This window comes from Psychrobacter sp. MF31 (assembly GCF_012847335.1).
Classification (GTDB): Bacteria; Pseudomonadota; Gammaproteobacteria; order Pseudomonadales; family Moraxellaceae; genus Psychrobacter.
Map to the genome: position 1 here is coordinate 160,302 of NZ_JABBDX010000004.1, position 23,945 is coordinate 184,246.

General features: G+C 46.4%; 24 protein-coding genes. 16 read left to right on the forward strand and 8 right to left on the reverse strand.

Going from position 1 to position 23,945, the window contains the following annotated elements; all coding sequences use genetic code 11:
• The first annotated feature begins 70 nt into the window (after positions 1–70).
• The 4 genes from pilB to coaE all read left to right on the forward strand — a co-directional run bounded on the left by pilB (position 71) and on the right by coaE (position 4,805).
• Positions 71–1,780 carry a type IV-A pilus assembly ATPase PilB gene (pilB, locus tag HF322_RS07030; protein WP_169392697.1) on the forward strand — a complete coding sequence of 570 codons (1,710 nt, stop codon included), beginning with the start codon at positions 71–73 and terminating at the stop codon, positions 1,778–1,780.
• 144 nt (positions 1,781–1,924) lie between these two features.
• A complete protein-coding gene (locus HF322_RS07035) occupies positions 1,925–3,148 on the forward strand; it encodes a type II secretion system F family protein (RefSeq protein WP_169392698.1) in 1,224 nt (407 codons plus the stop codon).
• 31 nt (positions 3,149–3,179) lie between these two features.
• Complete coding sequence (locus HF322_RS07040) at positions 3,180–4,079, forward strand: A24 family peptidase (protein ID WP_169392699.1); 900 nt, start codon at positions 3,180–3,182, stop codon at positions 4,077–4,079.
• Between the two features lie 54 nt (positions 4,080–4,133).
• Positions 4,134–4,805 carry a dephospho-CoA kinase gene (coaE, locus tag HF322_RS07045; RefSeq protein WP_169392700.1) on the forward strand — a complete coding sequence of 224 codons (672 nt, stop codon included), beginning with the start codon at positions 4,134–4,136 and terminating at the stop codon, positions 4,803–4,805.
• Between the two features lie 16 nt (positions 4,806–4,821).
• On the opposite strand, the gene rlmB is transcribed toward coaE, so the two are convergent.
• Both rlmB and HF322_RS07055 read right to left on the reverse strand, forming a co-directional pair.
• Positions 4,822–5,580 (reverse strand): 23S rRNA (guanosine(2251)-2'-O)-methyltransferase RlmB, encoded by a 759-nt coding sequence (gene rlmB, locus HF322_RS07050; RefSeq protein WP_169392701.1) that lies wholly within the window; start codon positions 5,578–5,580, stop codon positions 4,822–4,824.
• 134 nt (positions 5,581–5,714) lie between these two features.
• Positions 5,715–6,050 (reverse strand): pyrimidine/purine nucleoside phosphorylase, encoded by a 336-nt coding sequence (locus HF322_RS07055; RefSeq protein ID WP_169392702.1) that lies wholly within the window; start codon positions 6,048–6,050, stop codon positions 5,715–5,717.
• Positions 6,051–6,446: 396 nt separating this feature from the next.
• Between HF322_RS07055 and recN the strand changes: the two genes are divergently transcribed.
• From recN to xerD, 6 genes are all read left to right on the forward strand, one after another.
• On the forward strand, positions 6,447–8,129 hold the full coding sequence (gene recN, locus HF322_RS07060; protein ID WP_169392703.1) for a DNA repair protein RecN: 1,683 nt from the start codon (positions 6,447–6,449) through the stop codon (positions 8,127–8,129).
• 165 nt (positions 8,130–8,294) lie between these two features.
• Positions 8,295–8,858, forward strand: coding sequence for a YqgE/AlgH family protein (locus tag HF322_RS07065; RefSeq protein WP_169392704.1), 564 nt, complete (start codon positions 8,295–8,297; stop codon positions 8,856–8,858).
• Between the two features lie 54 nt (positions 8,859–8,912).
• Positions 8,913–9,389: a Holliday junction resolvase RuvX gene (ruvX, locus tag HF322_RS07070; RefSeq protein ID WP_169392705.1), complete on the forward strand. Its 477-nt coding sequence runs from the start codon at positions 8,913–8,915 to the stop codon at positions 9,387–9,389.
• Between the two features lie 64 nt (positions 9,390–9,453).
• Positions 9,454–9,903, forward strand: coding sequence for a hypothetical protein (locus HF322_RS07075; RefSeq protein ID WP_223193214.1), 450 nt, complete (start codon positions 9,454–9,456; stop codon positions 9,901–9,903).
• Positions 9,904–9,972: 69 nt separating this feature from the next.
• The gene (gene tusA / locus HF322_RS07080; protein WP_169392706.1) at positions 9,973–10,245 is read left to right on the forward strand and encodes a sulfurtransferase TusA; all 273 of its coding nucleotides are present in this window, start codon (positions 9,973–9,975) and stop codon (positions 10,243–10,245) included.
• Between the two features lie 18 nt (positions 10,246–10,263).
• A complete protein-coding gene (xerD, locus tag HF322_RS07085) occupies positions 10,264–11,202 on the forward strand; it encodes a site-specific tyrosine recombinase XerD (protein ID WP_169392707.1) in 939 nt (312 codons plus the stop codon).
• A gap of 21 nt (positions 11,203–11,223) precedes the next feature.
• On the opposite strand, the gene HF322_RS07090 is transcribed toward xerD, so the two are convergent.
• A complete protein-coding gene (locus HF322_RS07090; protein ID WP_169392708.1) occupies positions 11,224–11,658 on the reverse strand; it encodes a PH domain-containing protein in 435 nt (144 codons plus the stop codon).
• Positions 11,659–11,812: 154 nt separating this feature from the next.
• Between HF322_RS07090 and HF322_RS07095 the strand changes: the two genes are divergently transcribed.
• Entirely contained in the window at positions 11,813–12,421 is a 609-nt protein-coding gene (locus HF322_RS07095; protein ID WP_169392709.1) for a class I SAM-dependent methyltransferase, read from the forward strand.
• 105 nt (positions 12,422–12,526) lie between these two features.
• On the opposite strand, the gene lptG is transcribed toward HF322_RS07095, so the two are convergent.
• Positions 12,527–13,735, reverse strand: coding sequence for an LPS export ABC transporter permease LptG (gene lptG, locus HF322_RS07100; RefSeq protein ID WP_169392812.1), 1,209 nt, complete (start codon positions 13,733–13,735; stop codon positions 12,527–12,529).
• Entirely contained in the window at positions 13,732–14,949 is a 1,218-nt protein-coding gene (lptF, locus tag HF322_RS07105; protein WP_169392710.1) for an LPS export ABC transporter permease LptF, read from the reverse strand. Before lptF ends, lptG begins: the two co-directional genes overlap by 4 nt.
• A 361-nt stretch (positions 14,950–15,310) precedes the next feature.
• Between lptF and HF322_RS07110 the strand changes: the two genes are divergently transcribed.
• The 3 genes from HF322_RS07110 (at position 15,311) to sstT (ending at position 18,806) form a co-directional block, all read left to right on the forward strand.
• On the forward strand, positions 15,311–16,918 hold the full coding sequence (locus HF322_RS07110; RefSeq protein ID WP_169392711.1) for a leucyl aminopeptidase: 1,608 nt from the start codon (positions 15,311–15,313) through the stop codon (positions 16,916–16,918).
• Complete coding sequence (locus HF322_RS07115) at positions 16,919–17,398, forward strand: DNA polymerase III subunit chi (RefSeq protein WP_169392712.1); 480 nt, start codon at positions 16,919–16,921, stop codon at positions 17,396–17,398.
• Positions 17,399–17,591: 193 nt separating this feature from the next.
• Positions 17,592–18,806, forward strand: coding sequence for a serine/threonine transporter SstT (sstT, locus tag HF322_RS07120; RefSeq protein ID WP_169392713.1), 1,215 nt, complete (start codon positions 17,592–17,594; stop codon positions 18,804–18,806).
• 82 nt (positions 18,807–18,888) lie between these two features.
• Here sstT and HF322_RS07125 read toward each other — a convergent pair whose 3' ends face one another.
• From HF322_RS07125 to HF322_RS07135, 3 genes are all read right to left on the reverse strand, one after another.
• Complete coding sequence (locus HF322_RS07125; RefSeq protein WP_169392714.1) at positions 18,889–19,212, reverse strand: chaperone modulator CbpM; 324 nt, start codon at positions 19,210–19,212, stop codon at positions 18,889–18,891.
• Positions 19,213–19,334: 122 nt separating this feature from the next.
• A complete protein-coding gene (locus HF322_RS07130) occupies positions 19,335–20,333 on the reverse strand; it encodes a DnaJ C-terminal domain-containing protein (RefSeq protein ID WP_169392715.1) in 999 nt (332 codons plus the stop codon).
• A 119-nt stretch (positions 20,334–20,452) separates the two neighbouring features.
• Positions 20,453–22,549: an ABC-F family ATP-binding cassette domain-containing protein gene (locus tag HF322_RS07135; RefSeq protein WP_169392716.1), complete on the reverse strand. Its 2,097-nt coding sequence runs from the start codon at positions 22,547–22,549 to the stop codon at positions 20,453–20,455.
• Positions 22,550–22,753: 204 nt separating this feature from the next.
• Here HF322_RS07135 and erpA point away from each other — a divergent pair, with 204 nt between their 5' ends.
• Positions 22,754–23,128 (forward strand): iron-sulfur cluster insertion protein ErpA, encoded by a 375-nt coding sequence (gene erpA / locus HF322_RS07140; protein ID WP_169392717.1) that lies wholly within the window; start codon positions 22,754–22,756, stop codon positions 23,126–23,128.
• Positions 23,129–23,450: 322 nt separating this feature from the next.
• Positions 23,451–23,807 carry a roadblock/LC7 domain-containing protein gene (locus HF322_RS07145; protein ID WP_169392718.1) on the forward strand — a complete coding sequence of 119 codons (357 nt, stop codon included), beginning with the start codon at positions 23,451–23,453 and terminating at the stop codon, positions 23,805–23,807.
• Positions 23,808–23,945: the final 138 nt, after the last annotated feature.

The following is a 23,945-nucleotide window of genomic DNA, read 5'->3' on the forward strand; positions in this document are numbered from 1 at the left end:
ATCCATTGATAACGATCATCGCGCGCCAATATATTCATTTCAGTCACGACACCAATTTAAGGAGATAAGCATGGCAACCCCCAAAATCCCCCTTGGAGGACTTGCATTACAGCTGGTCAATGAAGGCATTGTGACCGAAAGCAATATGCTGGTGGCGCAAAGAGAAGCTGTTCAGCAGCAATTGGGGTTGGTGCCGTATTTGGTAGAAAATAAAATGGCAAATGCTTTTGAGATTGCCACCATGCTATCAAAAGCCTTTGGCGATCCGTTATTTGATTTAAACGCCATTAATACTGAGGTGATTCCAAAAGAGCTGGTCGATGAAAAAATCGTCCGCAAGTTTAATGCCTTGCCCATTTTTAAGCGCGGTCAGCGGCTGTTTTTGGCATTAAGTGATCCCACTCGAATTGATGCCATTGATGCGATTGCTTTTAACTCCAGAATGTCCGTTGAAACTGTGGTCGTTGAAGAGGACAAGCTTCGCGCTAAAATCGACACCACTTTTGCTGATACGATGCAAAATTTTAGCAGTTTTGCTGATAGTGATTTGGACGTCGGGCTTACTGATGACAATGCTGACACCGGCGAAACCACCCTCAACGATGGGGTTGATGAAGCGCCGGTGGTTAAATTTGTCAATAAAATGCTTCTCGATGCTATTCGCATGGGCGCATCGGATTTACACTTTGAGCCTTATGAAAAAACGTTTCGGGTTCGCTTTCGCGTTGATGGCGTCATGCAGCAAATGGCAAGCCCGCCGGTTCAGCTTGCCAGTAAAATTGCCGCGCGGCTAAAGGTGATGTCGCAAATGGACATCTCTGAGCGCCGAGTTCCCCAAGATGGTCGCATTAAGCTAAAAATTTCTAAAAATAAAGCGATTGATTTTCGGGTAAACTCACTGCCGACGCTGTTTGGTGAAAAAATCGTGCTGCGTATTCTTGATCCGTCGTCTGCCATGCTTGGGATTGACGCGCTTGGCTATGAGCCGGATCAAAAAGAGATGTTTATGGAAGCGCTGCAAAAACCGCAAGGAATGCTGCTGATTACCGGTCCGACCGGCTCTGGTAAAACGGTCTCCCTTTATACCGGAATTAATATTTTAAATACTGGCGCGACCAACATTTCAACGGCTGAAGATCCGGTTGAAATTAACCTTGAAGGCATCAATCAGGTCAACGTGAACCCTAAAGTTGGCTTGACCTTTGCTAATGCGCTGAAGTCCTTTTTACGTCAAGACCCTGATATTGTCATGGTCGGTGAGATTCGCGATTTAGAAACGGCTGAGATTGCCATTAAAGCGGCGCAAACGGGGCATATGGTGTTATCGACTTTGCACACCAACTCAGCGCCTGAAACTTTAACCCGTCTTCGCAACATGGGGGTTGCCTCTTTTAACATTGCCACCTCGGTCAACTTGGTGATCGCTCAGCGCCTTGCCCGAAGACTTTGCAAAGCTTGTAAAAAACCGGTTAATATCCCGCGCAAAAGCTTGCTTGAGCTTGGCTTTACCGATAGCGATTTGGACAATCCGGAAAACATCATTTACGAGCCGGTCGGCTGTAGCGAGTGCCGCGAAGGCTATAAAGGTCGCGTGGGCATTTATGAGGTGATGAAGGTAACGCCAGACATTTCACGGATCATTATGGAAGATGGCAATGCCATTGATATTAAAGATGCTGCCCTTAAAAACGGCTTTCGTGATCTGCGCCGATCAGGGATTTTAAAGGTGCTCGAGGGCGTCACCAGCATTCAAGAGATGATGCGCGTGACTTCGGAATAAATTGCCCAATTAATAGGCAAAATTTTCCTTTTTTTAATAAAATATTGCGCTACTATAGCAGTTATGTAAAGCTTAAACTTTTTTGCTGATTAAGCTTTGATTTTATTTTAATAAATTAATCGTCATTGATGATAAGGGTTGGACATGGCAAAAGCAAAAACGGACATGCTTCTTGATTTTGTCTATGACGGGGTCAATAAGCGCGGTCAAAAGGTCAAAGGCGAGACCACCGGTCGCAGCTTGGAGCTTGCTAAAGCGACTTTGCGAAAGCAAGGCATCACGGTTAAAACCATTAAGAAAAAGCCCAAAGCGATTTTTACCTTTAAAAAAGGCATTAAGCCCGTTGATATTGCCATTTTTTCGCGGCAACTTGCCACGATGATGAAAGCTGGCGTTCCGTTAACGCAGTCGTTTGAGATCGTTGCCGACTCCCTTGACAATCCATCAATGAAAGATTTAGTGCTACAAATCAAAGCCGATATCGAAGCGGGCGGCACGTTTGCCGCAGCCCTTCGAAAGCATCCGCGCTATTTTGATGACCTGTTTTGCTCGCTGGTGGACTCAGGGGAGCAATCGGGAGCGCTTGAAACGATGCTTGAGCGCGTGGCGACCTATAAAGAAAAAAGTGAGCTATTAAAAGCCAAAATCAAAAAAGCGCTGAAATATCCGATTGCCGTTATCGTCGTTGCGATTATCGTGACCATCATTTTGCTCGTTAAAGTTGTTCCAGTATTTGCCGATTTGTTTGAGTCCTTTGGCGCAGAATTGCCCGCCTTTACCCAAATGGTGGTTGGCATGTCCGAGTGGATGCAGTCGTGGTGGTTTGTGCTGATTATTGCCATTGGCGGCGCGGTCATTGGCTTTTCTGAAGGTAAAAAACGCAGCAAAAAATTCCGCGATTTTTTAGACCGCGCCACCTTAAAAGCGCCAATTTTTGGCAATATTGCTTATCAAGCGGTCATTGCGCGCTTTGCTCGGACGCTTTCAACGACGTTTGCCGCCGGTGTGCCTTTGATTGATGCGCTTGACTCCACGGCAGGGGCGACCAACAACGTGGTGTTTTATAACGCCACTCAGCAAATCAAAAATGACATTGCCACCGGTCAGCAGCTGCAATTTTCGATGCGATCCACCAACTTATTTCCAAGTATGGCGATTCAGATGGTCGGCATCGGCGAGGAAGCCGGAAGCTTGGAAGAAATGCTCAATAAAGTGGCGGTCTATTACGAAAATGAAGTCGATAACGCGGTCGATGGCTTAACCAGCCTCATGGAGCCGATGATTATGGCGATTTTGGGCGTCCTTGTGGGCGGCTTGGTGATTGCCATGTATTTGCCGATTTTCCAAATGGGATCGGTGGTCGGCTAAAGCGCTTTAAAAATAAAACAGGACAGTATTGATGCAAGTTATCGCGTTACTGCAAGACAATTTGGCGCTCGCCTTGATAGTAGTTGGCATTTTAGGACTTTGTGTGGGCAGTTTTTTAAATGTGGTGATTCACCGCTTACCGCTCATGATGATTCGTGAATGGCGGGCGGAATGCAGCACGTTTTTAACCCACGAGGCAGACCTTCCAAAAGCGCACTCAGAAGCGATTGCAGCAATTATTGCTACCGATTCGCTGATGACATTAAGCACGCCTGCCTCTCGCTGCCCAAATTGCAATCACGGCATCCGTTTTTATGAAAATATTCCGCTGATAAGCTGGCTTATGCTTCGCGGTCGCTGCTCGGCGTGTAAAGCGCCCATTAGCATTCGCTACCCCATCGTTGAGATCATCACCGCGCTGTTATCGGTCTTGGTCATTTATCATTTTGGCGTGACTTGGTCGGGCGCTTCTGCCTTAGTGTTGGTTTGGGGACTGATTGCGCTGACTGGCATTGATTTTGATACCCAACTGCTTCCTGATAAAATCACTTTTCCGCTTGGTGGTCTTGGGCTTTTGGTCAACGCCAAGCACCTTTTTGTATCGCCAACCGATGCCATTTGGGGCTTATTATTTGGCTTTTTATGGCTTTGGGTGGTGGTCAAGGTGTTTTACCTCATCACCAAAAAACAAGGCATGGGTCAAGGCGACTTTAAGCTGCTTGCCGTTTTGGGCGCTTGGCTTGGACCTTTAATGCTGCCGCTGATTATTTTGCTGTCGTCGTTTTTAGGGGCGATCGTTGGCGTGATCCTGCTTAAAAAAGAAGGGTCGAGCCGACCGTTTGCCTTTGGACCTTATATTGCTATTGCTGGTATCATTGCCTTATTATATGGCACTGACATTATGTCTTGGTATCTAGGAATGTATGCGTAATACCCAATCCGACGTTTTAAAACCGTCATTTATTCATTTAATGAAGTTATTGCTATGTCCAATTTTGCTGCAACGCCCTCACTTTTTCAATCAAGTCCTGAACTGTCGACCCCAAAGCGCTTTGTGGTGGGACTAACGGGCGGGATCGGCAGCGGAAAATCAGCGGCAACGCAGTGGTTTGCTAAGCAAGGCATTGATATTATTGATGCTGACGTGATCGCCCATGAAGTGATGGCAAAAGGCAGTAAAACGCTTAAAAAATTGCAGCGAAAGTTTGGCGATTGGGTCATTCAAGACAATGGTGAGATGGATCGCGCTGCCGTTCGCAATTTGGTGTTTAGCTCACCGGACGCGCTGATGGATCTTGAAGCCATCACCCATCCGGCGATTCGTGAAGCGGCAAAAACCAAACTTGCGGCAAGTACCTCAGATTATGTGATCTTGTCCGCGCCGCTGTTGATTGAAGGCGCGGAAGCCGGACTTGCCAACCTTTGCCAGCGCATTTTAGTCATTGACGCCAGTGAAGCCATTCAGCTTGAGCGCGCCAGCCGCCGCGATGCCCAAAGCATCAGCCGCATCAAAGCCATCATGGCAAATCAATTAAGCCGTGAGGAGCGCTGCCGCCACGCTGACGATGTGGTCATTAACGATGGTAATTTAGACGCCTTTTATGAAAAACTTGCGCCGCTGCACAAGCTTTACTTGAAGCAATCAAAGCAAGGTTAGCTTAATCAAGGCAAGCTTAATCCTGTAAGCGCTGACGATGAATTTCATAAAGCGCCATTCCGGTGGCAACGCTGACGTTTAGGCTTTGCAAATTGCCAAATTGATTGCCACTCATTGGAATATAAACCAGCTCATCACAGCTTTTGATGGTCAATTGGCGCATCCCCTCGCCCTCCGATCCCATGACCAGCGCCACTTTACCGCTAAAGTCCGCCTCAAAAATCGGCTTTGCGGTGTCATCAAGCGCCGTCCCAAAGACAAACACGCCGGCTTGCTTAATTTGCGAAAGCGTTCTTGCCAAATTGGTCACGCTGACAACTGGTATCAGTTCTGCCGCGCCAACCGCAACTTTGGCAACGGTTGGGGTTAGGCTTGCCGCGTGGTGTTTTGGGCAAATCACCGCATCAACGCCCATTGCCACTGCTGATCGCAAACATGCGCCTAAATTGTGAGCGTCGGTGATTTGATCAAGAACGAGCAATAAACAGCTCGGATTTTGAATGAGGTCATCTAGAACGCTTTCATTGGCAAAATTAAGCGCTCGCGCAGCAAGTACCACGCCTTGGTGCTGCGGGCTACCGCAAAGCTGAGTCAATTTGTCCTTTTGCGCGGATTGGATGCTCACGCCGCCCGCTTTTGCCGCTGCCATAATCGCGGCAACTTGAGCATCACTTTCGCGATTGGGCTGAACAAACAAGCTGAGCGCATCCAGCGGTCGCGCTTTTAACAGCGCCTCAATGGCGTGACTGCCATAAAAATAACAAGGCTTTGCCATATTTATCCTAACTCTTAATTTTACAAAAAAATAGGCTAACTGTTTTTATCAACGCTTTAGCCTTTAATAAGATTTCACTTTTGGATGTTGATCAATGTTAGATATTCAACGTTTTAACGATTGATCTTGTGATCTTAACCTTCTAAATGGCAAATATACTGAACGATGGTTTCTGTTTTGATTTGAAAGCTGCTGTTGCCTTGAACAAAAAACGAGTGGTTGGTGCCATAATAAGTAAAGTCTTCTTCGCCTTCGACCTTAACTTCACAGTCACCGCTGATAATTTCGATTTTTTCAGAGGTGTTGGTGATAAATTTGTAGCTCTCAACGGTGTTGTCACAAGGCAAAATGACGCCAATGGTTTTGTGGCGACCATCTTCAAACAAAATCGTATGACTTGAGCAGCGACCATCATAAGAGATGCTTGCCTCAACATTGATGGTCACATTGTTATATTGGGTCACTGACATAAGGATTTCCTTATTAAATAACGATTTAGAGGATAAATAAGTGACTGATTAAACAACTGAATTTTGGTTTAATTCGTGACTTAATTGTGCGCCTCTTTATGCTAAAATCGCACAGAGATAAGTAGGATGTCGCCATTCGTTTTGATTTGGTGAGATTATGCTACCACATTATTTCTACAAAGTTTGTTACCATCGTTGGCAATCTTGGTGGGATAATTTGCCGTTAGGTTCTAGGTGAGGTTAGCGGTACAAAACTTATGACGACTCAAGCAATAAATTAAGGCTAATTTACCACAATTTTTACGCCGAAGCACCGCTGATGAGCGCGCTTAATTTATTGTAATGCGCGTGGTCATCCCCATTTTATCTGTCACTAAATAGCCATGAGAGGCGTTGATGCTGATATCGTTAACCTTACACCAATTTGCGCTTGTTGATGAGCACGAGCTGAGTCTTGCTTCTGGGTTTAATGTCATCACTGGCGAAACTGGCGCAGGAAAATCCTTGCTGCTGGACGCCCTTTCGCTTTGTTCAGGGGAGCGCGCGGCAAGCTCGATGGTGCGTCATGGCGCGGCATCTGCCGATATCTTTGCGCTGTTTGAGGTCACGGACAATCGCTTGGTCAAAGATTGGTTTGCCGCTCATGATCGCAATCTTGAGGACGATGAGGTGTTAATCCGCCGCCAGTTAAGCCAAAACGGTCGCTCTAAAGCTTGGGTAAATGGCGCTCCTGTCAGCATTGCCGAACTCAAAGAGCTTGGCGCACTGCTTATCAACATTCACAGTCAGCACGCTCAGCAAGCACTGTTAAAGCCGCAATTTGTGGTCGAGTGGCTTGATGACATGGCAAAGCTTACCCCACTTGCTAAAGCCGTCGCCGAAAAGTTTTCCCATTATCAAGCATTAAAGCGTACCGCTGTAAGCCTTGCCGAGCGCGAAGCCCAACGCGCTGACCGTATCCAACTGTTGCAAAATCAACTGAGCGATGTCGCGCCCTTGCTTAGCGTTGATTATGGCGAGATTGAAGCTGAGCATGAGGAATTGTCCAATATCGAAGCGCTCATGCAAGAGGCAAGTCATGCTCTGCATTTACTCGATAATGACACTGACGCGCCTGATGTGATGACGCTCATTGGTCAAGCGATCAAAATTTGCGACCAACAAGTCGGGGTCAGCGCCACCTTTAGCCAAGCATCCGAGCAGCTTTATTTGGCGCAGCAGCAGCTGATGGACGTCACCAACGCGCTGTCGGATTATGCTGATCAGCAATTGCCTGACCCTGAGCGCTTGCAATCTTTAAATGAGCTGATTGCCTTGGGTCACAGATTATCGCGAAAGCACCACTTGCCTGCCAATGAGCTGATTGCCGAGGCGAAAGTTTGGCAAGCGCAATTGGAAGCCCTTGAAAATGAGCCAACGTCGGAAGACTTAGCCGCGCAAATTAAGGAAGCTTGGCAAGACTATTTAACTGCTGCCAAAGATTTAACCGAAAAACGGCAAAAGGCAGCACCAGCAATTGCCAAAAAACTGGTCGAAAAACTAAAACCGCTTGCTCTGCCTAATGCGCGCTGCGAGTTTGTGTTTGCCAAAAAAGCCAGCGATAGCCTTTTTAACGCTCAAGGAACGCATGACATTGAGCTGCTGTTTAGCGCCAACGTGGGAATGCCCATGCAGCCTTTGCACAAAGTTGCCTCAGGCGGCGAGTTGTCACGAATGGCGCTGGTCATGCAGGTGCTTGAGGTCACTCATGCCGATTATCATGCAGCAAAACCGATGCTGGTTTTTGATGAGGTTGACGTTGGTATTAGTGGGGCGACCGCTCAGGTGGTCGGTGAGCTTTTGCGATCGCTCGGTAATACTCAGCAGCTGCTTGCCATCACTCACCAAGCTCAAGTTGCCGCGCAAGCCCATCAGCACATTTTGGTAAAAAAGCATCATGATGAGCAATCAAAAAGCGAACTGATTGTCTTAACCGATGACGCCAAAGTTGATGAGTTGGCAAGGATGTCAGGCGGCGTGGTGATTACTGAGGTTACCCGACGCCACGCTCAAAGCTTGCTTGATGCCATTGGGTCATAATGGCGGATTTTTTAATGGTCAACGCTTACTGACGTAAATTGGCGTTTGGTTGATTTTCGTGTCATGATCGCCATATTGTTTAAATGCCTTTTGCCAATTACTATCTTTTGCCAAATACTATGTTGGTAACTTTACGTTGATCCATTACGTTGAAAACAAAACCTTATGACCAAAGCCAATTTGACGCACCACTTTTTAATTGCCGCCCCAAGCCTTAGTGATCCAAGGTTTGAAAAGGCGCTCATTTATATTTGCCGCCATGATGAGCACGGCGCGCTTGGGCTGATGGTCAATCGCCCGATTGATAACGCTCGCGTTGGCAAACTGCTTGAGGACTTAAATATTGAAGTCAATAGCCCTGAGGTCATGAATGACGTTCCGCTTGTCGGCGGTCCTATGTATCCTGAGATTGGCTTTGTGCTGCATACTGGTCAGCCGGAGTGGGCATCGTCATTTGCCATCTCTGAAAACGTCTGCATTACCACAAGCCAAGACGTGCTTAAACGCATTGCCACAAGCCAAAGCGTTGGTCATTATTACTTGTGTTTAGGTCACGCCAGTTGGGGCAAAAAGCAGCTTGAGCGTGAGCTTGACACTGGCGATTGGCTAGTTTGCCCTGCCGACTTGACTTTGCTTTTTGATACGCCCTTTGATAAGCGTTGGCAAGTAGCTGCAGATAAAATCGGGGTGAATTTTGATTATCTAAGCGATGATATCGGTCACGCGTAAAGCGTTTTAGCATAAACTCACAACAAGTAATTGGGCAAACGGGCAACAGCTTTTATGACACAAACTACCACGGATAAGCTGATTTTAGGGCTTGATTATGGCGTCAAAAAAATGGGAATGGCGCTTGGCAATACCATTACCCAAACGGCGCGAAGCTTTGATATTTTGGCGATGAATAACGGTCAGCCCGATTGGGACAATTTGCTAGGCATTATCCAAACTTGGGGCATCCATCACGTGGTGGTCGGCTTGCCTTTAAACATGGACGGCTCAAGCTCAATGCTGTCCAAGCGTGCTCATAAATTTGCCCGCCGCTTAGCGCACCGATTGATGGAGCAGCGAATTAAAGTTGGCGTGAGCCTTTGCGATGAGCGCTTAAGCTCGGTCGATGCTCGCGAAATGGCTTGGGAAAATGGCTGGATTGATGATGCTCGCGCGGAAATTGATGACATTTCGGCGTGTATTTTATTATCCAGCTATTTTTCTGACCCGAGTAGCGTGATGGCAATTGATGCGATTAAAGCCGATTGATTTTAAAAGTACTTTGATTTTTAACTTTTAATTCTAGTTTTTCAGATTGTTCACCGAGCCCCTTATGAGCCAAGATTCTGCTGCGACCCCAAGCCCCAAAAGCCCCATTGCGCCGCAAGTTATCCACGTGATTAAAGGGGCTGCCCGCGCCAACAAAATCGCCATTTATCTCATTTATGCTGCCATTGCTGCGTTTTTGATATTTGGAACGCTGGCAAGCTTGACTGCCTTTCATAACAATCAACTGTTATACCGCTTATTTTTTAATTTACCGTATGCGCTGATTGCTCTTACCATTCCGGTGACCCTTTATGATGCCTTTATCATTTATCGCTACCGCTTAAGTCAGCCGTCAATGGTATTTCTGGCTATTGGCGTTTCAATAGTGGTCACGCTTGGTAATTTGCTATTTTCAGACAGTATTTGGCTTGGGCTGTCGTGCTGGCTTGGGGTGGCGTTTTTATTTCAAGCCAACTTTAAGCGCTTTTTTAAATATTTAGCGGCGACCAATTAATTTAGCGATTTATTTATATAGCGATTAACCTTCCAATCTGTTAACACTCCAATTTGATACTTTAAGCTTATGACCACTGAAAACCCAACCCCGACTTTTGACCTTCAGCTTGACACTCAAGGCCTGATTTGCCCTGAACCTGTGATGCTATTGCACCGTGCCATTCGCAATGCTTCAGGCGGCGAGGTGATTGAGATTTTGGCAACCGACCCTGCGACCACCCGCGATATTCCTAATTTTTGCCGTCATTTGGGGCATGAACTGTTAAGCCATGAAACGTTAAATCAAAGCGAAAATGACGCGCCAACTTACCGCTATTTGGTCAAGAAAAAAAGCGCTTAAGCTAATAGTAGAACCCTTATGAGTCTTGACCGCGCGCTACTGCCGCGAGCGCCTAAAGCCTTGGTAAAAAAAGACGAACCGGAATATTTAACCGAGTTTCGGCAAGCGCTGCTCGCTCGTGGGTTGGCAACGCAGTCAAGAAACGCGTATCTTCGTGATTTGACCCAAAGCTTGGCGGTCATTGATAAGCCGTTGCCCAAGTGGTCGGCGCAAGACGTTTTGGCTTGCCTTGCGGATTTTGAGCGCTCAGGAAAGTCGGCGCGATCGCAAGCAAGATTGCTGTCAAGCCTTAAGCAGTTTTTTGCTTGGCTGATTGATTCATGTTACCGCGAGGATGACCCCTGCTCGCAAATCAAAGCGCCAAAACTAGGGCGCGCGCTGCCCAAAGATTTAAGCGAGGACGACGTTGAGCGGCTATTGTCCGCGCCAGATGTCAGCTCCGCCATCGGACTTCGTGATAAAGCCATGCTCGAGGTGCTTTACGCTTGCGGGCTTCGAGTAAGCGAGCTGGTCAATTTATCCCTTGACCAAGTCAACCTGAACGCTGGCTGGCTGCAAATCGTTGGTAAAGGCAACAAAATGCGCCTTGTGCCGCTTGGGGAATTGGCAAGCGAGGCGCTGAGCAATTATCTGACCTTTGGTCGCGGTCACTTGATTGCCCATCTAAAAGCTGGCAACTGCCAAGCGGTGTTTTTGACCACCCAAGGCGGCTATATGACGCGGCAAAACTTTTGGTATCTTATCAAAAAACACGCCAGCGCCGCCGGAATCGATAAAGACTTATCCCCGCATACCTTGCGTCACGCCTTTGCTACTCATCTTATCAATCATGGCGCGGATCTGCGCAGCGTTCAGCTTTTGCTTGGTCATAGCGATTTGTCAACGACGCAAATTTATACCCATGTGGCAACGGCGAGGCTGCAAAAGCTGCATCAGGAAAATCATCCGAGGGGGTAGCCTTTTGAGGCTTGCGCTCATCTAATATTCTACAGCAATATTAGGATTTCGAGCTTGTATTTCTTGAAGAAAAAGCGGCTTATCTTTAGGTGATATCAATACTGAATTACCTTGATAACTTATTTTAATTCTATCTAAGGATAATGCGGGAGAGGATTTCATATTTCTTGTTGGGGTAATCTTAGTAATTTTTGCAATCTCAATCCGCTGAGTAAAAAAGCCATTATTTATAAGCAGCTGACTTTCTGTTAACGTATATTTTGTTCTAAAGAGTGGTAACAGCGTCAACGCTATAAAAGGAAGCAACATAAACGCTAAGAAAATGCTTTGCGCTAATGAGCCATCACCATTCCTTTTCCATTGCCAAAAGGGAGCAGCAATTGTTAATAGGATAGCCCCAAAAAGTATCGCAGCAATCCAAAAATCAATTTTAGAAGTAAATACGAGATTTGCCATAAAAATTATAAAACCCACTTAAATAAACTTAAGTTTATCAAATTTGATTCACTTTAGTTGTAGTTATCATTCTTAAATCAATTCCTAGCTGCAATCCGCCCCTTTTCTCGCTACAATAACCGCCAGTTAATCCCCATTTCCAAGCGAGAACCCCATGAACCATATCCCGCCCGCCGATTTGCTAAAAAAAGCGCAGTTTTGGCGCGATGACATCCAATTTCGCCAAGACGTTCTTGGCACGCCGTTTGACTTTACCACCACTTGGGGCATTTTTTCCCCTGAAAAGCTTGATGATGGCAGCCTCATGCTGCTCGATTATGTGGACTTTCAAAGCGATGACGACTCGATAGACTTGGGCTGCGGCTATGGCGTTCTTGGGATGACGGCAGCGCGCGAGTGCCCAAACGGCAAGCATACTTTGATTGATAAAGACTTTGTGGCGGTCGATTATGCTCGGCGAAACTGCCTAAAAAATGGCTTAACGAACGTCGATGTTCATTTATCCAACGGCTTTAACGAGGTTGACCCGACGAAAGACTTTAGCCTTGTGATGTCAAACTTGCCTGCCAAAGTTGGCAAAGAGCAGCATTATTTATACTTGCTTGATGCCCATGCCAAAATGCGCGAGGGCGGTCGTTTTTATGTGGTGACGATTAATGGGCTGCGGCAATTTATGAAACGCGCGTTTACCGAAGTGTTTGGCAACAGCGATAAAGTCAAGCAGGGCAAGACTTACACCATTACTATGGCGGTAAAAGAGTAGCTTTTACGCTTTTAATAAGAGCTAAGAGCATAAAATAAAAAGCACGCTAAACTTTTATGATTTAGCGTGCTTTTTTCTGACGAAATTTTATGGAAAATCAGGCGGTTACATTTGCCGTTTAAGCAAATAAAGCCCAAGTGCGGCACTGGCAACAATCGGCAAAATCACCATAATCAGTGGCGATAAGTTTGCGGCAAGTGCTACAAACCCCACCAAATCTTGCAAATAGCTAAACAGCAAGCCAAAAAGTAGCGCCACCACGATACGAAGCCCCAAGCTGTGGCTGCGCAATGAGCCAAACACAAACGAGCAAGCAACAATCACCAGTGACAAAATCGACAACGGTGAGAGCAGTTTTTGCCAAAATGCCAGTTCGTGGTCAAGTGAGCGCTTACCTTGATCGCGCATAAATTGCCTGTGCGCGTAAAGTTGAGTGAGTGATAAATCATCAGCTTTTTTAGTCAATAAATACACCGATTCAGGCGCAAAAGGTAGGCTGAGCGTCTGCGAGGGCTTGCGGTTTTGCGCGGTATCAAAGCCTTGGTTGATGGTCAATTCGGTCATGTTGTTCAGCTGCCAATTGTACCGGTAGCGCTCGGTCAAAGTTTCGCTTTCAGGGTTAAGCGGGATTTTGCCGCTATATTTGCCGCCGCTTGCGTGAATGGCGCTTTGCAAATTGCCTTTATTGTCCAAATGCCAGCGCTTGACCTCACCGATATTGCCGTTCACATCCGCATAATCAATATAAAGCACATCGTTGCCATCGACCACCTCGCCGTTTGGCGTTGATTTTAAGGTTGGCTGAACCGTCCAATAACCGCGAACCGAAGTGACAAGGCTTGTGGCATCGTCGTTGTTAATTTCTCCGGCGCGCTGATTGGAAATCGGCAAAACAAATTGATTGATGGCAAGGGCAAGCAACACAAAAATCAGCGCCGGTTGCAGCGCCCAGCCAACGATTTGATAAACGCTGACCCCTGCCGCGCGCATGACAACAAGTTCGCTATTATTGGCTAAAAGCCCAAGCCCCACGACCGCCCCAAGCAGCGCGCCTGTGGGAATAAACTCTTCTAAAAAATACGGCGAGCGGTAAAAAATATACCAAAGCGCCTCACTGGTGGTATAAGTGTCGGATAACGAATCAAGCTCGGACAAATACGAAAAAACAATTTGCAGCGCCCAAAGCCCTAAAACGGCGGCAACAATGGCAAATAGCGCATTTTTTTTGACATAGCGACCAAGAACTTTAGCGGATAACAAGCTTGGGCTAATGGTTTCGCTTTGCTTATTAGCTTTAAAAAACGCTGCCATCAGTCTTGACCTCCGGCGTTATTTAGCATTTTTTTATCTGCCATCCGAAAGCGCAATCGGTGCTGAATTCGGCTGCCCCAATTGAGATAAAGCGCCAACGCCATAAAGCCTAAAATCAGCCAAGCGTTTGCCCAAATGCTGACGTTGCCTTTACCGACCGCATTTTTTAAAGAAATCACCCCAAGCGCGCAGCTAACAAACAGTAAGACCGCCGGAAATAATCTGAGCCAACGACCTTGCCTTGGGCGAACTTGCGCTAAGGGCACAGCAAGCATCGGCGCGATAATCATCAGCCAAGGCAGCGCCAAGCGGTAACCAATCTCGCCTTGGGCAGCGGTGGTTGCTGCCGCGTTATTGTTATGAAACGCCGCGTTCCAAAGTGGCGCAATGGGCTGAGTTTCAATATTATCCTCGGTCACCTCTTCTTTTGGCGGCTCGGTCAAAGTGATTCGGTAGCGGTCAAAGCCCACTTGGTTGTACTTTAGACTTCCTGCGCCAACTTCATAGCGGCGACCTTGGAACAAGTCCAATTGCGTAATGCCGCTTGCCGGATTTTCCACTTGAGCGGCGCGCTTTGCCAAAATAATGGTGTCTTTACTGATGTTATCAGCGTTGTTCACGATATTTTTTGGAATATCCGGCAGCGATTCCAGCGCTTTGGCATCCACTTCATTAAATGTCGGTCGACCTTTTTCTTGGGCTTCGGTTTGAATCAAGACCACATTTTGCAGCTGCTTTTTATCTTCGCTTAAGCTGCCGACATATAAGTGATAATTGCCGCTGCTGATAAATTCATTAGGTCGGATTAAATCAAAGGCACTGCTGAGCGCTTGCTGTTTCCAGATGTTTTCAGACTCGCGAACGCCCCAAGGTTTGGCAACCACCGACAAGCCAACTTCCACCAAAAATAGCGTCAAAATCAGCGGCATCATCAATCGCCCAAGCCTGCCGCGTGAGATGCCGCTACCATTGATTACCGCCATTTCTTGGTCAACGTAGAGCCGCCCAAACACCAACATCAACGCGATAAAAAACGACAGCGGTAAAATTAATTCTAAAAAATACGGCAAATTGTAACCGATAATAGTGAAAAGCAGTCCCACATCAAGACCGCCTTCAGCAGCAATGCCAAAGTAGCGAATCAAGCGACCGCCAAGCATCATCACCACCAAAAACCCAAGCACCAATGCCGTGGTTGAGGCAACTTGCTGAGTCATGTAGCGGCGCAATATCACAATGAAACTCTCTTTTTCTTTTTGGCTTTTTAGACGGGTTAGCGGTGACGTTATTATCAAAACTGTTAAAAATTAGGGCAATGCTTGGCATGAACGATATCGACGCCGCGCAGCCGCTAATGCTAGCATGTTTTTGTAAAAAATGGCTGCAAATTGTGTTTGAAAACATTACCTCGACCTTGCTCGCTGCGCAAAGCTTTTTAGATATGCTACACTAATTGCCAAAATTGGTTTGAAAAATAAAGCCAAAACGTGGTTCACTTAAAACCCATCGAAACTCACGACGTTACCGAACAATAAGCCGCCTGCTGGCATGATTATAATTTGACCCAAGGACATCATGATGAACATTCAACTGACCAATCAGCTGCCAAAAACGCACACCCAAAAGATCCTCAAAAAACCCACCGCCAAAGACGCCGCTTGCCTTGTGGTATTGGTTGACGACCAAAAAACCATGATCGCTCAATCGGAATTAAGCGAATATCAAGCGCGCGTTGAGCAATTGGTTGAGGTGGCACATTTTGACGGCAAAGTTGGCGAAACGGTTGCCGATTATGCGCTAGCAGGCGACAAAAAAACCACCAAGCAAAATCCGGTTCAATTACTTCTTGTTGGTGTGGGAAGCCTTGATAAGCTCAATCATTCAAGCTTACAAAAAATCGCCAAAGCCATTTATAGCGCCACCAAAAACCGCGTTGAGTCCTTGACCATCGCGCTTGGCGACGCCTTTGCTGAAGAAGAATTTGACCAGTTTGTCCGCGCTTTATTGTCCGCCACTTACCGCTTTGATAAGTACAAATCTGAGCAAAAAGCGCCATTATTAACGCATATTTATTTATTGACCGATGACAGCTTTGCTCCTGCCCTTGAGTTTGCAAAAGCGGTAATTCAAGGTCAAACGCTGACCCAAGACGTTGCCAATGAACCCGGTAACATTTGCTTCCCTGAGTACCTTGCGGAACAAGCGCAAGCGTTGGCAAAAGCGCATTCCGACGTATTGACCGTTCATGTTTTAGGTCAAGAAGAAATGACGGAATTAGGAATGGGCTGCTTTTTAGCGGTGGCTCAAGGCTCGAAAAAAGAAGGCAAATTGGTTATTTTAGAATACCAAGGTCGCTCAAAGTTCAGCGCCAAAGCCAAATCTGGGGTGGTCAAAGCCATCACCAGTAAATTACCAAAAAAATCTGCTAAAACTGACGACAGCATCGACAAAACCATCAGCCCTGACGCGCCAATTGCCTTGGTTGGTAAAGGCGTGACCTTTGACTCAGGTGGCATTTCAATTAAACCAGGCGCTGCTATGGATGAGATGAAATTTGACATGGGCGGCGCAGCATCGGTATTAGGAACGATCAAAGCCCTTTGCGAATCGCGATTGCCCATTAACGTCGTTGGCGCTTTAGCTTGCGCGGAAAATATGCCATCAGGTGATGCCACTCGCCCAGGCGACATCGTTAAAGCCATGAACGGCAAATCGGTTGAAATTTTAAACACTGACGCCGAAGGTCGCTTGGTGCTCGCCGACACTTTATGCTACGTTCAGCGCTATCAGCCAGCTGCCATCATTGATGTGGCAACGCTTACGGGTGCTTGCGTGATTGCGCTAGGTCACGTTCGCTCAGCAGTCTTTAGTAACGATGAAGACGTGCTTTTTGCCCTTGAAAACGCCAGCAGCCAATCGGGCGATTTGGTTTGGCACATGCCGCTTGATGATGAGTACCAATCGCAATTGGACTCACCGATTGCCGATATGCAAAACATTGGTGGTCGCGATGCCGGCGTCGTCACTGCGGCTTGTTTCTTAGCGCGCTTTATTGAAGACGGTCAAGCTTGGGCACATTTAGATGTGGCTGGAACGGCTTGGAATTCAGGAGCGGACAAAGGCGCAACCGGTCGCCCTGTGCCATTATTCATGCAATACCTCAAAAATAGCGCTGACGCCTTATAAATGACGCCCGTTTCCGTCAGTTTTTATGTCTTAAGTGAGAACAAAGCCCAAGATATCTTGGGCTTTGTTTGCAGCTTAACCCAAACTGTTATTGATAAAAGCGAGCTTGCCGTCGTCATTTTAAGTGACGATAGCGCCAAGCTTTCGCAAATCGATGACGAGCTTTGGGACTTTGAAGTAACCAGTTTTATTCCGCATCAAGTTTTGGATGACAATGCCAATCTTGAGCCAAAAAACTTTTCACCGCGAGTACTATTAAGCCCAACCCTTCCCAACGGTTTTTCAGGAGCCGTCATTAATTTAACGCCAAAAGCGCTGGTTTTAAATTCTGAAAACCATTCTCAAAGCCCTTCTCAAAACTCAAACCCTTCCCGAATTTTAGAATTGGTATTGCCGAACGAGCAGAGCACTGCGCTTGGTCGGCAAAAATACCAAGCTTATAAGTCACAAGGCTGCAAGCTGCAACATTTTAAAGTTTAAGCTGTTTTATTTTAAAATTTTGAATCCAATTTAGAGAGTTTCAAGTTAGAGAATTTCAAGCTTTCAATTTGACAGCTTGGAGAGGACTTTTATTCGCCCCTCAATCTAAAAAGTGTTACCATTCCTGCAAATTTAGCATATCGATAGTCAAAATTTCATTATTCACATTTTGATCAGGAACGGGGGCGACATCATGCAATCATTCATCGCGGCGTATCAGCGCATTGGGCTGGTGCCGCTGATTATTTTGGGGCTGATATTTGGGGTACTTATCGGCTGGCTTGCGCCAAGTGCAGGCATCGCGCTTGGACTGTTAGGGACGCTGTTTGTTGGCGCGCTCAAAGCGGTAGCGCCGGTTTTGGTGTTTGTTTTGGTGATGGCAGCGATTTGTCAGCACCAAAGCGGCAATGAAGTGTTTGTAAAGCCCGTCATTATTTTATATTTGATCGGTACGTTTTTGGCGGCATTGACCGCCGTTGCGGCAAGTTTTTTATTTCCAACCACGCTCGTTTTAGTTCAAGATACCGTTGAGCAAATCCCCCCTGCAAATCTGCAAGAAGTATTGACCAATTTATTATTAAGCTTGGTTGCCAATCCGGTGAACGCTATTGCCAATGCCAACTATATGGGAATCCTAGCTTGGGCAGTGATTATTGGCTTTGCGCTACGCCAAGCCAGTAGCACCGCACGCCTTGTGGTGACCGACTTTGCCGATGCCATCTCTAAAGTCGTTAAATGGGTAATTATGCTGGCGCCCTTTGGTATTTTGGGACTTGTTGCCAATACTGTTGCGGAAACTGGATTTTCAGCACTTAAAGGCTATGCCAATTTGCTTGCCGTTTTGGTTGGTTGTATGGCATTTATTGCCCTGATTGCCAACCCATTAATCGTCTTTTTAAAAACGGGAAAAAATCCTTATCCGCTGGTGTTTACTTGTTTAAAAGAATCGGGGATCACTGCGTTTTTTACCCGAAGCTCAGCGGCAAATATCCCAGTCAATATGAACCTTGCCGAAAAGCTTGGGCTTCAAGAGGATTCGTATTCCATCACCATTCCTTTGGGCGCGACCATCAACATGGCAGGAGCCGCCATCACCATTAACGTGCTTACCCTTGCGGCAACGCATACGCTTGGCATTGAGGTTAGCTTTGCGTCAGCGCTGCTGCTAAGTCTCGTTGCCACCATCAGCGCTTGCGGCGCCTCCGGCGTTCCGGGTGGCTCGCTGCTGCTGATCCCGCTTGCCAGCAGCTTATTTAGCATCCCAAACGACATTGCCATGCAAGTGGTTGCGATTGGCTTTATTATTGGGGTGATTCAAGACTCCACCGAAACGGCGCTCAACTCCTCAACGGACGTGCTGTTCACCGCAGCGGCTGATCCAAAATATGCTCGTGGATCGGTGCAATAACTTTTGGTTCATTGCTAAAAAAGAAAAAGGGCATTCATTGCCCTTTTTTAGTGTCATTTTTTTAAAAGCTTTATTTTAAAAACTATTTACTTGGCGTCACTGCCACCTCAATGGCTGGACGGTCACTTTGCCATTGGCGTTTAAATTGGCGAAGCTGCTCAAGCTCATCAAGCAATTCTAAAATCAGCCCAATGGCAGGGACGCTGGCATCAAAATCACGGCTTAAGCGTGAGGCTCGGCGAACGGTCGTCAGCTGAAACCCTGAAAAGCCGCGCGGCTCAGTGACGTCATAGTCAATGATGTTTTCATCAATTAAGGCAATGACCCACTGCCGGTCTTGACCACAAGCGGCGATCAGCTCATCTAAATCCATGATAATGTCGGTTAATTCGGGCGAGTGCTTCATCGTTATTGTCCTCGTTATCTATGTCGTATTCTTATAGTTATCGACTATGTTATAACTCATAATATATTAGCAGGCAAATTATTGATTTTTTTGAAAATTTATCTAAATTTTAACATCTTAATTTAGCGCGTTATGTTAATACCGCTAAAAGCTTGCTTTAACTGCTCAAAAGCCGCGCGCTCATCATTGGTTTTCACTTCTGGGTTGACGATATTCAAGGTTAAAAATAAATCGCCCGCTTGTTTTGCCGGAATGCCTTTGCCTTTTAAGCGCAAGTTGCTACCAGATTTGCTGTTTTTTGGGATACTGACACCAAGCGTTCCGGCAGGTGTGGTAATGTTGATTTTATCGCCAAGCGCAGCTTCCCAAGGGGTAATATTGACGTTTTGGTAAACATTTGCGCCCTCAAGCCGGATATTGCTTGGATGAGTAATTTTCACTTTTAAAAATAAATCGCCATTTTTACCGCCGCCACTTCCTGCCGCGCCTTGACCGGACAGACGGATTTGCTTACCTTCGGTGATACCTTTAGGGATTTTAATTTTTAGGGTTTTATTTTCATAATCAACTTGTCCCACGGCGTTACGGGTTGGGACGTTCAGCTTGATGCTGTAATCGTCGCCGGTATAAACCGAGGCTAAATCGACGCTGATTTCGGCATGTTGGTCTTGACCTTGCTGGTTTTGATTAAAGCCGCCAAAGCCCTCAAATCCGCCCTGCGACTGCCGACCGCGAGCGCCGCCACCAAAGGCGGAAAAAATATCATCGAAGCGAAAGCCACCTGCGCCCGCGCCACCATTGAAGCTGCCCCCATCCCCAAATTGGTCTTTGATGTCCTCCCAGCGAAAGCCGCCCGCGTTGCCACCAAAACCGCCGCCGAATCCTGATCCGCCTTGACCTGCAAACGGATTGGCAAGCATAGCATCGTATTCGGCGCGCTTGTCTTTATCGCGCAAGGTTTCATAAGCGTTGTTAATTTCAGCGATTTTGGCATCAGCATTGGGCGCATCACTGACATCAGGGTGATATTGGCGAACCAGCTTGCGGTATTTTTTTTTGATGTCACTGTCCGAGGCGTCTTTACTGACCCCTAAAATATCGTAATAGTTTTTTTCAGCCATATTATTATTCCTTTTATAAAATTACCGCCGTTTTTATTTATTTTCTTAGCTAAAATTTGCCAATATCGTCATTACTAAAGATAGTTTTTATGAAAAACTGTCACTTTAAAACTAGCCCATCAAAATCGGGCTTCCATATCTTCAAGTTCACTCATGGCACAAAGCAAGGCTTCTTCTTGCGATAGCTGCTCGGATTGTAAATTGGCTTGTTTATCAAGCAGCGTTAACAGCTCACTTTTGCGCTCATCATTATAAAGCTCAGTGTCGCTCAACGCTTCGTCCATAGCGGCAAGTTTATTTTCTAATTCGACCAAAGCTGTTTCTGCAATTTCAATGCGTCGGCGAATGGGCGCGGTCAATTTGCGCTGCTCGGCGGCAAGCTTTCGCTGGGCATCTTTACTGAGCTTTTCGCCGCCTGTGCTCTCTTTATTTTCATTGTTGGTTTGACGAGCGCTGCTGATTTGAGGCGCCGAACCGTTTGATTGTAACGTTTGAGCGCTCAAGCTTGATGAGCAATTTAGTGACGATTTGTTAGCATCTTTTAAGTTAGTGAGGTTATTTTGCGCCGATTCAAGAGGCAGTTTTTGCTTTGTTTCACGTGAAGCTTGTTTTTTATTCTCGCTGATCCATTTACCATAATCGTGAATGTCGCCGTCAAATTCATCAACCGCGCCATCATGAACGAGGTACAATTCATCGCAAACGTTCGCCACAAGCTCGCGGTCATGCGATACCAAAACGACCGCGCCCTCAAAGCTTTGCAAGGCAAAGGTGAGCGCTTGGCGCATTTGCAAGTCTAAATGGTTGGTTGGCTCATCAAGAACCAAAACGTTGGGTCGCTGCCAAACAATCAGCGCGAGGGTTAATCGCGCCCGCTCGCCGCCTGAAAACAGCTTACTTTGGGTATCAATGCGATCGCCGCGAAAATCAAAACTGCCCAAAAACGATCGCAAATCTGCGTCCGAGGTTAGCCCTGCCAAACGGCGCAGCATTTGCATTGGCGTGGCGTTTTCATTAAGGCTGTCCATTTGATGCTGATTAAAATAGCCAAGCTTTAGCGTATCAGAAACCCGATATTGCCCCGATATCAGCGGCAACTCGCCAACTAAAGCTTTTATCAGCGTCGATTTTCCTGCGCCGTTAATTCCCAAAAGCCCAATCCGAGAATCCGGCGTGACTTGCAAATTCACGCGGTTAAGCATCGGTACATGATCATAGCCAATGCTAGCGTCACTCATGACAATCAAGGGCGAGCTCATGTGGGTAGGCGCATAAAACTGAAAGCTAAACGGATTGTCCGCCATAACCGGCGTCAGCTCGCTCATGCGCTCAAGCTGCTTAATCCGGCTTTGCGCTTGCTTTGCCTTACTGGCTTTGGCGCGAAATCGGCGGATAAAGTCGTCCAAATGCGTGCGAGTGGCTTGCTGCTTTTCAAAGGCTTGCTGCTGCTGAGCCAAGCGCTCGCTTCGGGTTCGGATAAACTGCTGATAATTCCCTGAATACAGAGTGATTTTTTGCTGTTCCACGTGAAGGATGTTGTTCACAGTGGTGTCAAGAAACGCTTGGTCGTGAGAAATGACAATAATTAAACCGCTAAACTGGTTAATCCAAGTTTCAAGCCACAAAATCGCGTCCAAATCCAAATGGTTGGTCGGCTCATCAAGCAAAAGTAAATCGGCGCGGCTCATCAAAGTTTTAGCCAAATTTAGCCGCATCCGCCAGCCACCTGAAAATCCTGAAACAGGCAGATCATGCTGATGGTTTAAAAAACCAAGCCCTGACATAATTTGTGCGGCTTTGGTCGGCGTTTTATAACCATCAATCTCATCAAAGCGCTGATGCAACTGAGCAATCTCATCATCGCTGAGCGCTTCAATATGATTGAGCTTTTCATTTAAACTAAACCATTCTTCATCGCCGCTTAGTACATAATTAATGGCAGATTGATCACTTGCTGCCACTTCCTGCGCCATGTGCGCGACTTGCCAACTATCAGGAATGCCAACGCTGCCGCTATCCACGCTGACCTCATCACTTTGACCGTCAACATTGCCAAGCGCTTGCATCTGGGTCAAAATCAGCGCAAACAGCGTGGATTTTCCCGTGCCATTATTGCCAGTCAAGCCAATTTTTTGGTTGGGGTGCAGCTGAAAATTGGCGCCACTAAACAACACCCTGCCATCACGGCGAACGGCAACTTCTTTAAATTCAATCATAGCTTCATCTTTTAAAAAGTGACGGTCAAAACCCCTAAAAATTGACGGATTTCAACCTTATTAGGCGCTATTATTTCAAACGCGTTGCTATTAGGCAATCGAACAATCAGCCACTTGACAAAATAAAAGCCGCCCCAATTATGCTATACTAACGATTGACCATCAGGCAGTTATGCTCTGCCTTATTGCTATTATGAGGTAACCATGTCCGTACAAGCCGCCGTATTTAACCCTAATGATCAGCTTGACCCAACCGCTCTTAATTTGACCAACAGCGCTGCGCAAAAAGTGCGCCGTCTTCGCGAAGAAGAAGGCGATGACAACTTGATGCTTCGCGTTTATGTCACTGGCGGCGGCTGCTCGGGCTTTTCTTATGGTTTTAACTTTGCCACTGAGACTGATGAAGACGACGCCGATTTTCAAAATGGCGATGTAACGCTTGTCGTTGACTCATTAAGCTATCAATATTTGCAAGGCTCAACCGTCGATTACGTTGAAGGTTTAGAGGGCGCGCGCTTTATCGTTCAAAATCCGAACGCCACCACCACTTGTGGCTGCGGCTCATCGTTTTCTATTTAACTTATCATTAAAAATTGCCATTTTTGCCAGTTACACAATAAAAACCTCAGCTAATCGGGTTGGGGCTTGTTTAATTCTTAAGTTGTGATTAAATATCGACTGGGATTGAGGCGTTTTATTAATTTAGCAAGTTAAGCGATAAGCTTTGATGTTTATTAATGATCGCCGCCCAGCCTCGCCACTGAAATGATAATCTGTTATTTGCTCATTTTTTGCCAATTAGTGCCGTTAGCAGTTTTGGTGATGATGGTAATCAACTATTATCTTGCTCGTTGCGATCCCTTTTTTATCACTACATTATTATTCTAAAGGATACCTTTATATGGCAAAATTATCGCTTGACCCTTTAAATGAAATCGACGGCTTTGTTGCCGCAGCTTTAGTTGACAGCGAATCAGGACTGGCTTTAGCAACGCTTGGCACCGGCATTGATTTAGAGCTTGCCGCAGCGGGAAATACCGAAGTGATCCGCGCCAAACGCAAAGTTGCTGACGCCCTTGGTCTTGATGAAAACATCGAAGATATTTTGATCACTTTGAGCAAGCAGTACCACTTACTGCGTCCACTCGTTCGCAACCACAACTTATTTTTGTACCTTATTTTGGATCGCCAAAAATCAAACCTTGCCATGGCGCGCCACAACCTTAAAAGCTTTGAAACTGAGCTTGATTTTTCTTAATCGCTCCTGCTTTGCTTTAAACCTTCATTCTATATTATTTTTTATCATAAGCATCTACCCTCATGGTAGGTGCTTTTTTGATGGTTTTATTATTTAATCTCAATCAAAATGCGACCTTATAAGTCGCTATTCATCTAA

Coding starts and splice junctions, on each gene's coding strand:
- pilB (WP_169392697.1), top strand. CDS start 71: ATGGCAACCCCCAAAATCCCCCTTGGAGGACTTGCATTACAGCTGGTC.
- HF322_RS07035 (WP_169392698.1), top strand. CDS start 1,925: ATGGCAAAAGCAAAAACGGACATGCTTCTTGATTTTGTCTATGACGGG.
- HF322_RS07040 (WP_169392699.1), top strand. CDS start 3,180: ATGCAAGTTATCGCGTTACTGCAAGACAATTTGGCGCTCGCCTTGATA.
- coaE (WP_169392700.1), top strand. CDS start 4,134: ATGTCCAATTTTGCTGCAACGCCCTCACTTTTTCAATCAAGTCCTGAA.
- rlmB (WP_169392701.1), bottom strand. CDS start 5,580: ATGGCAAAGCCTTGTTATTTTTATGGCAGTCACGCCATTGAGGCGCTG.
- HF322_RS07055 (WP_169392702.1), bottom strand. CDS start 6,050: ATGTCAGTGACCCAATATAACAATGTGACCATCAATGTTGAGGCAAGC.
- recN (WP_169392703.1), top strand. CDS start 6,447: ATGCTGATATCGTTAACCTTACACCAATTTGCGCTTGTTGATGAGCAC.
- HF322_RS07065 (WP_169392704.1), top strand. CDS start 8,295: ATGACCAAAGCCAATTTGACGCACCACTTTTTAATTGCCGCCCCAAGC.
- ruvX (WP_169392705.1), top strand. CDS start 8,913: ATGACACAAACTACCACGGATAAGCTGATTTTAGGGCTTGATTATGGC.
- HF322_RS07075 (WP_223193214.1), top strand. CDS start 9,454: ATGAGCCAAGATTCTGCTGCGACCCCAAGCCCCAAAAGCCCCATTGCG.
- tusA (WP_169392706.1), top strand. CDS start 9,973: ATGACCACTGAAAACCCAACCCCGACTTTTGACCTTCAGCTTGACACT.
- xerD (WP_169392707.1), top strand. CDS start 10,264: ATGAGTCTTGACCGCGCGCTACTGCCGCGAGCGCCTAAAGCCTTGGTA.
- HF322_RS07090 (WP_169392708.1), bottom strand. CDS start 11,658: ATGGCAAATCTCGTATTTACTTCTAAAATTGATTTTTGGATTGCTGCG.
- HF322_RS07095 (WP_169392709.1), top strand. CDS start 11,813: ATGAACCATATCCCGCCCGCCGATTTGCTAAAAAAAGCGCAGTTTTGG.
- lptF (WP_169392710.1), bottom strand. CDS start 14,949: ATGACTCAGCAAGTTGCCTCAACCACGGCATTGGTGCTTGGGTTTTTG.
- HF322_RS07110 (WP_169392711.1), top strand. CDS start 15,311: ATGAACATTCAACTGACCAATCAGCTGCCAAAAACGCACACCCAAAAG.
- HF322_RS07115 (WP_169392712.1), top strand. CDS start 16,919: ATGACGCCCGTTTCCGTCAGTTTTTATGTCTTAAGTGAGAACAAAGCC.
- sstT (WP_169392713.1), top strand. CDS start 17,592: ATGCAATCATTCATCGCGGCGTATCAGCGCATTGGGCTGGTGCCGCTG.
- HF322_RS07125 (WP_169392714.1), bottom strand. CDS start 19,212: ATGAAGCACTCGCCCGAATTAACCGACATTATCATGGATTTAGATGAG.
- HF322_RS07130 (WP_169392715.1), bottom strand. CDS start 20,333: ATGGCTGAAAAAAACTATTACGATATTTTAGGGGTCAGTAAAGACGCC.
- HF322_RS07135 (WP_169392716.1), bottom strand. CDS start 22,549: ATGATTGAATTTAAAGAAGTTGCCGTTCGCCGTGATGGCAGGGTGTTG.
- erpA (WP_169392717.1), top strand. CDS start 22,754: ATGTCCGTACAAGCCGCCGTATTTAACCCTAATGATCAGCTTGACCCA.
- HF322_RS07145 (WP_169392718.1), top strand. CDS start 23,451: ATGGCAAAATTATCGCTTGACCCTTTAAATGAAATCGACGGCTTTGTT.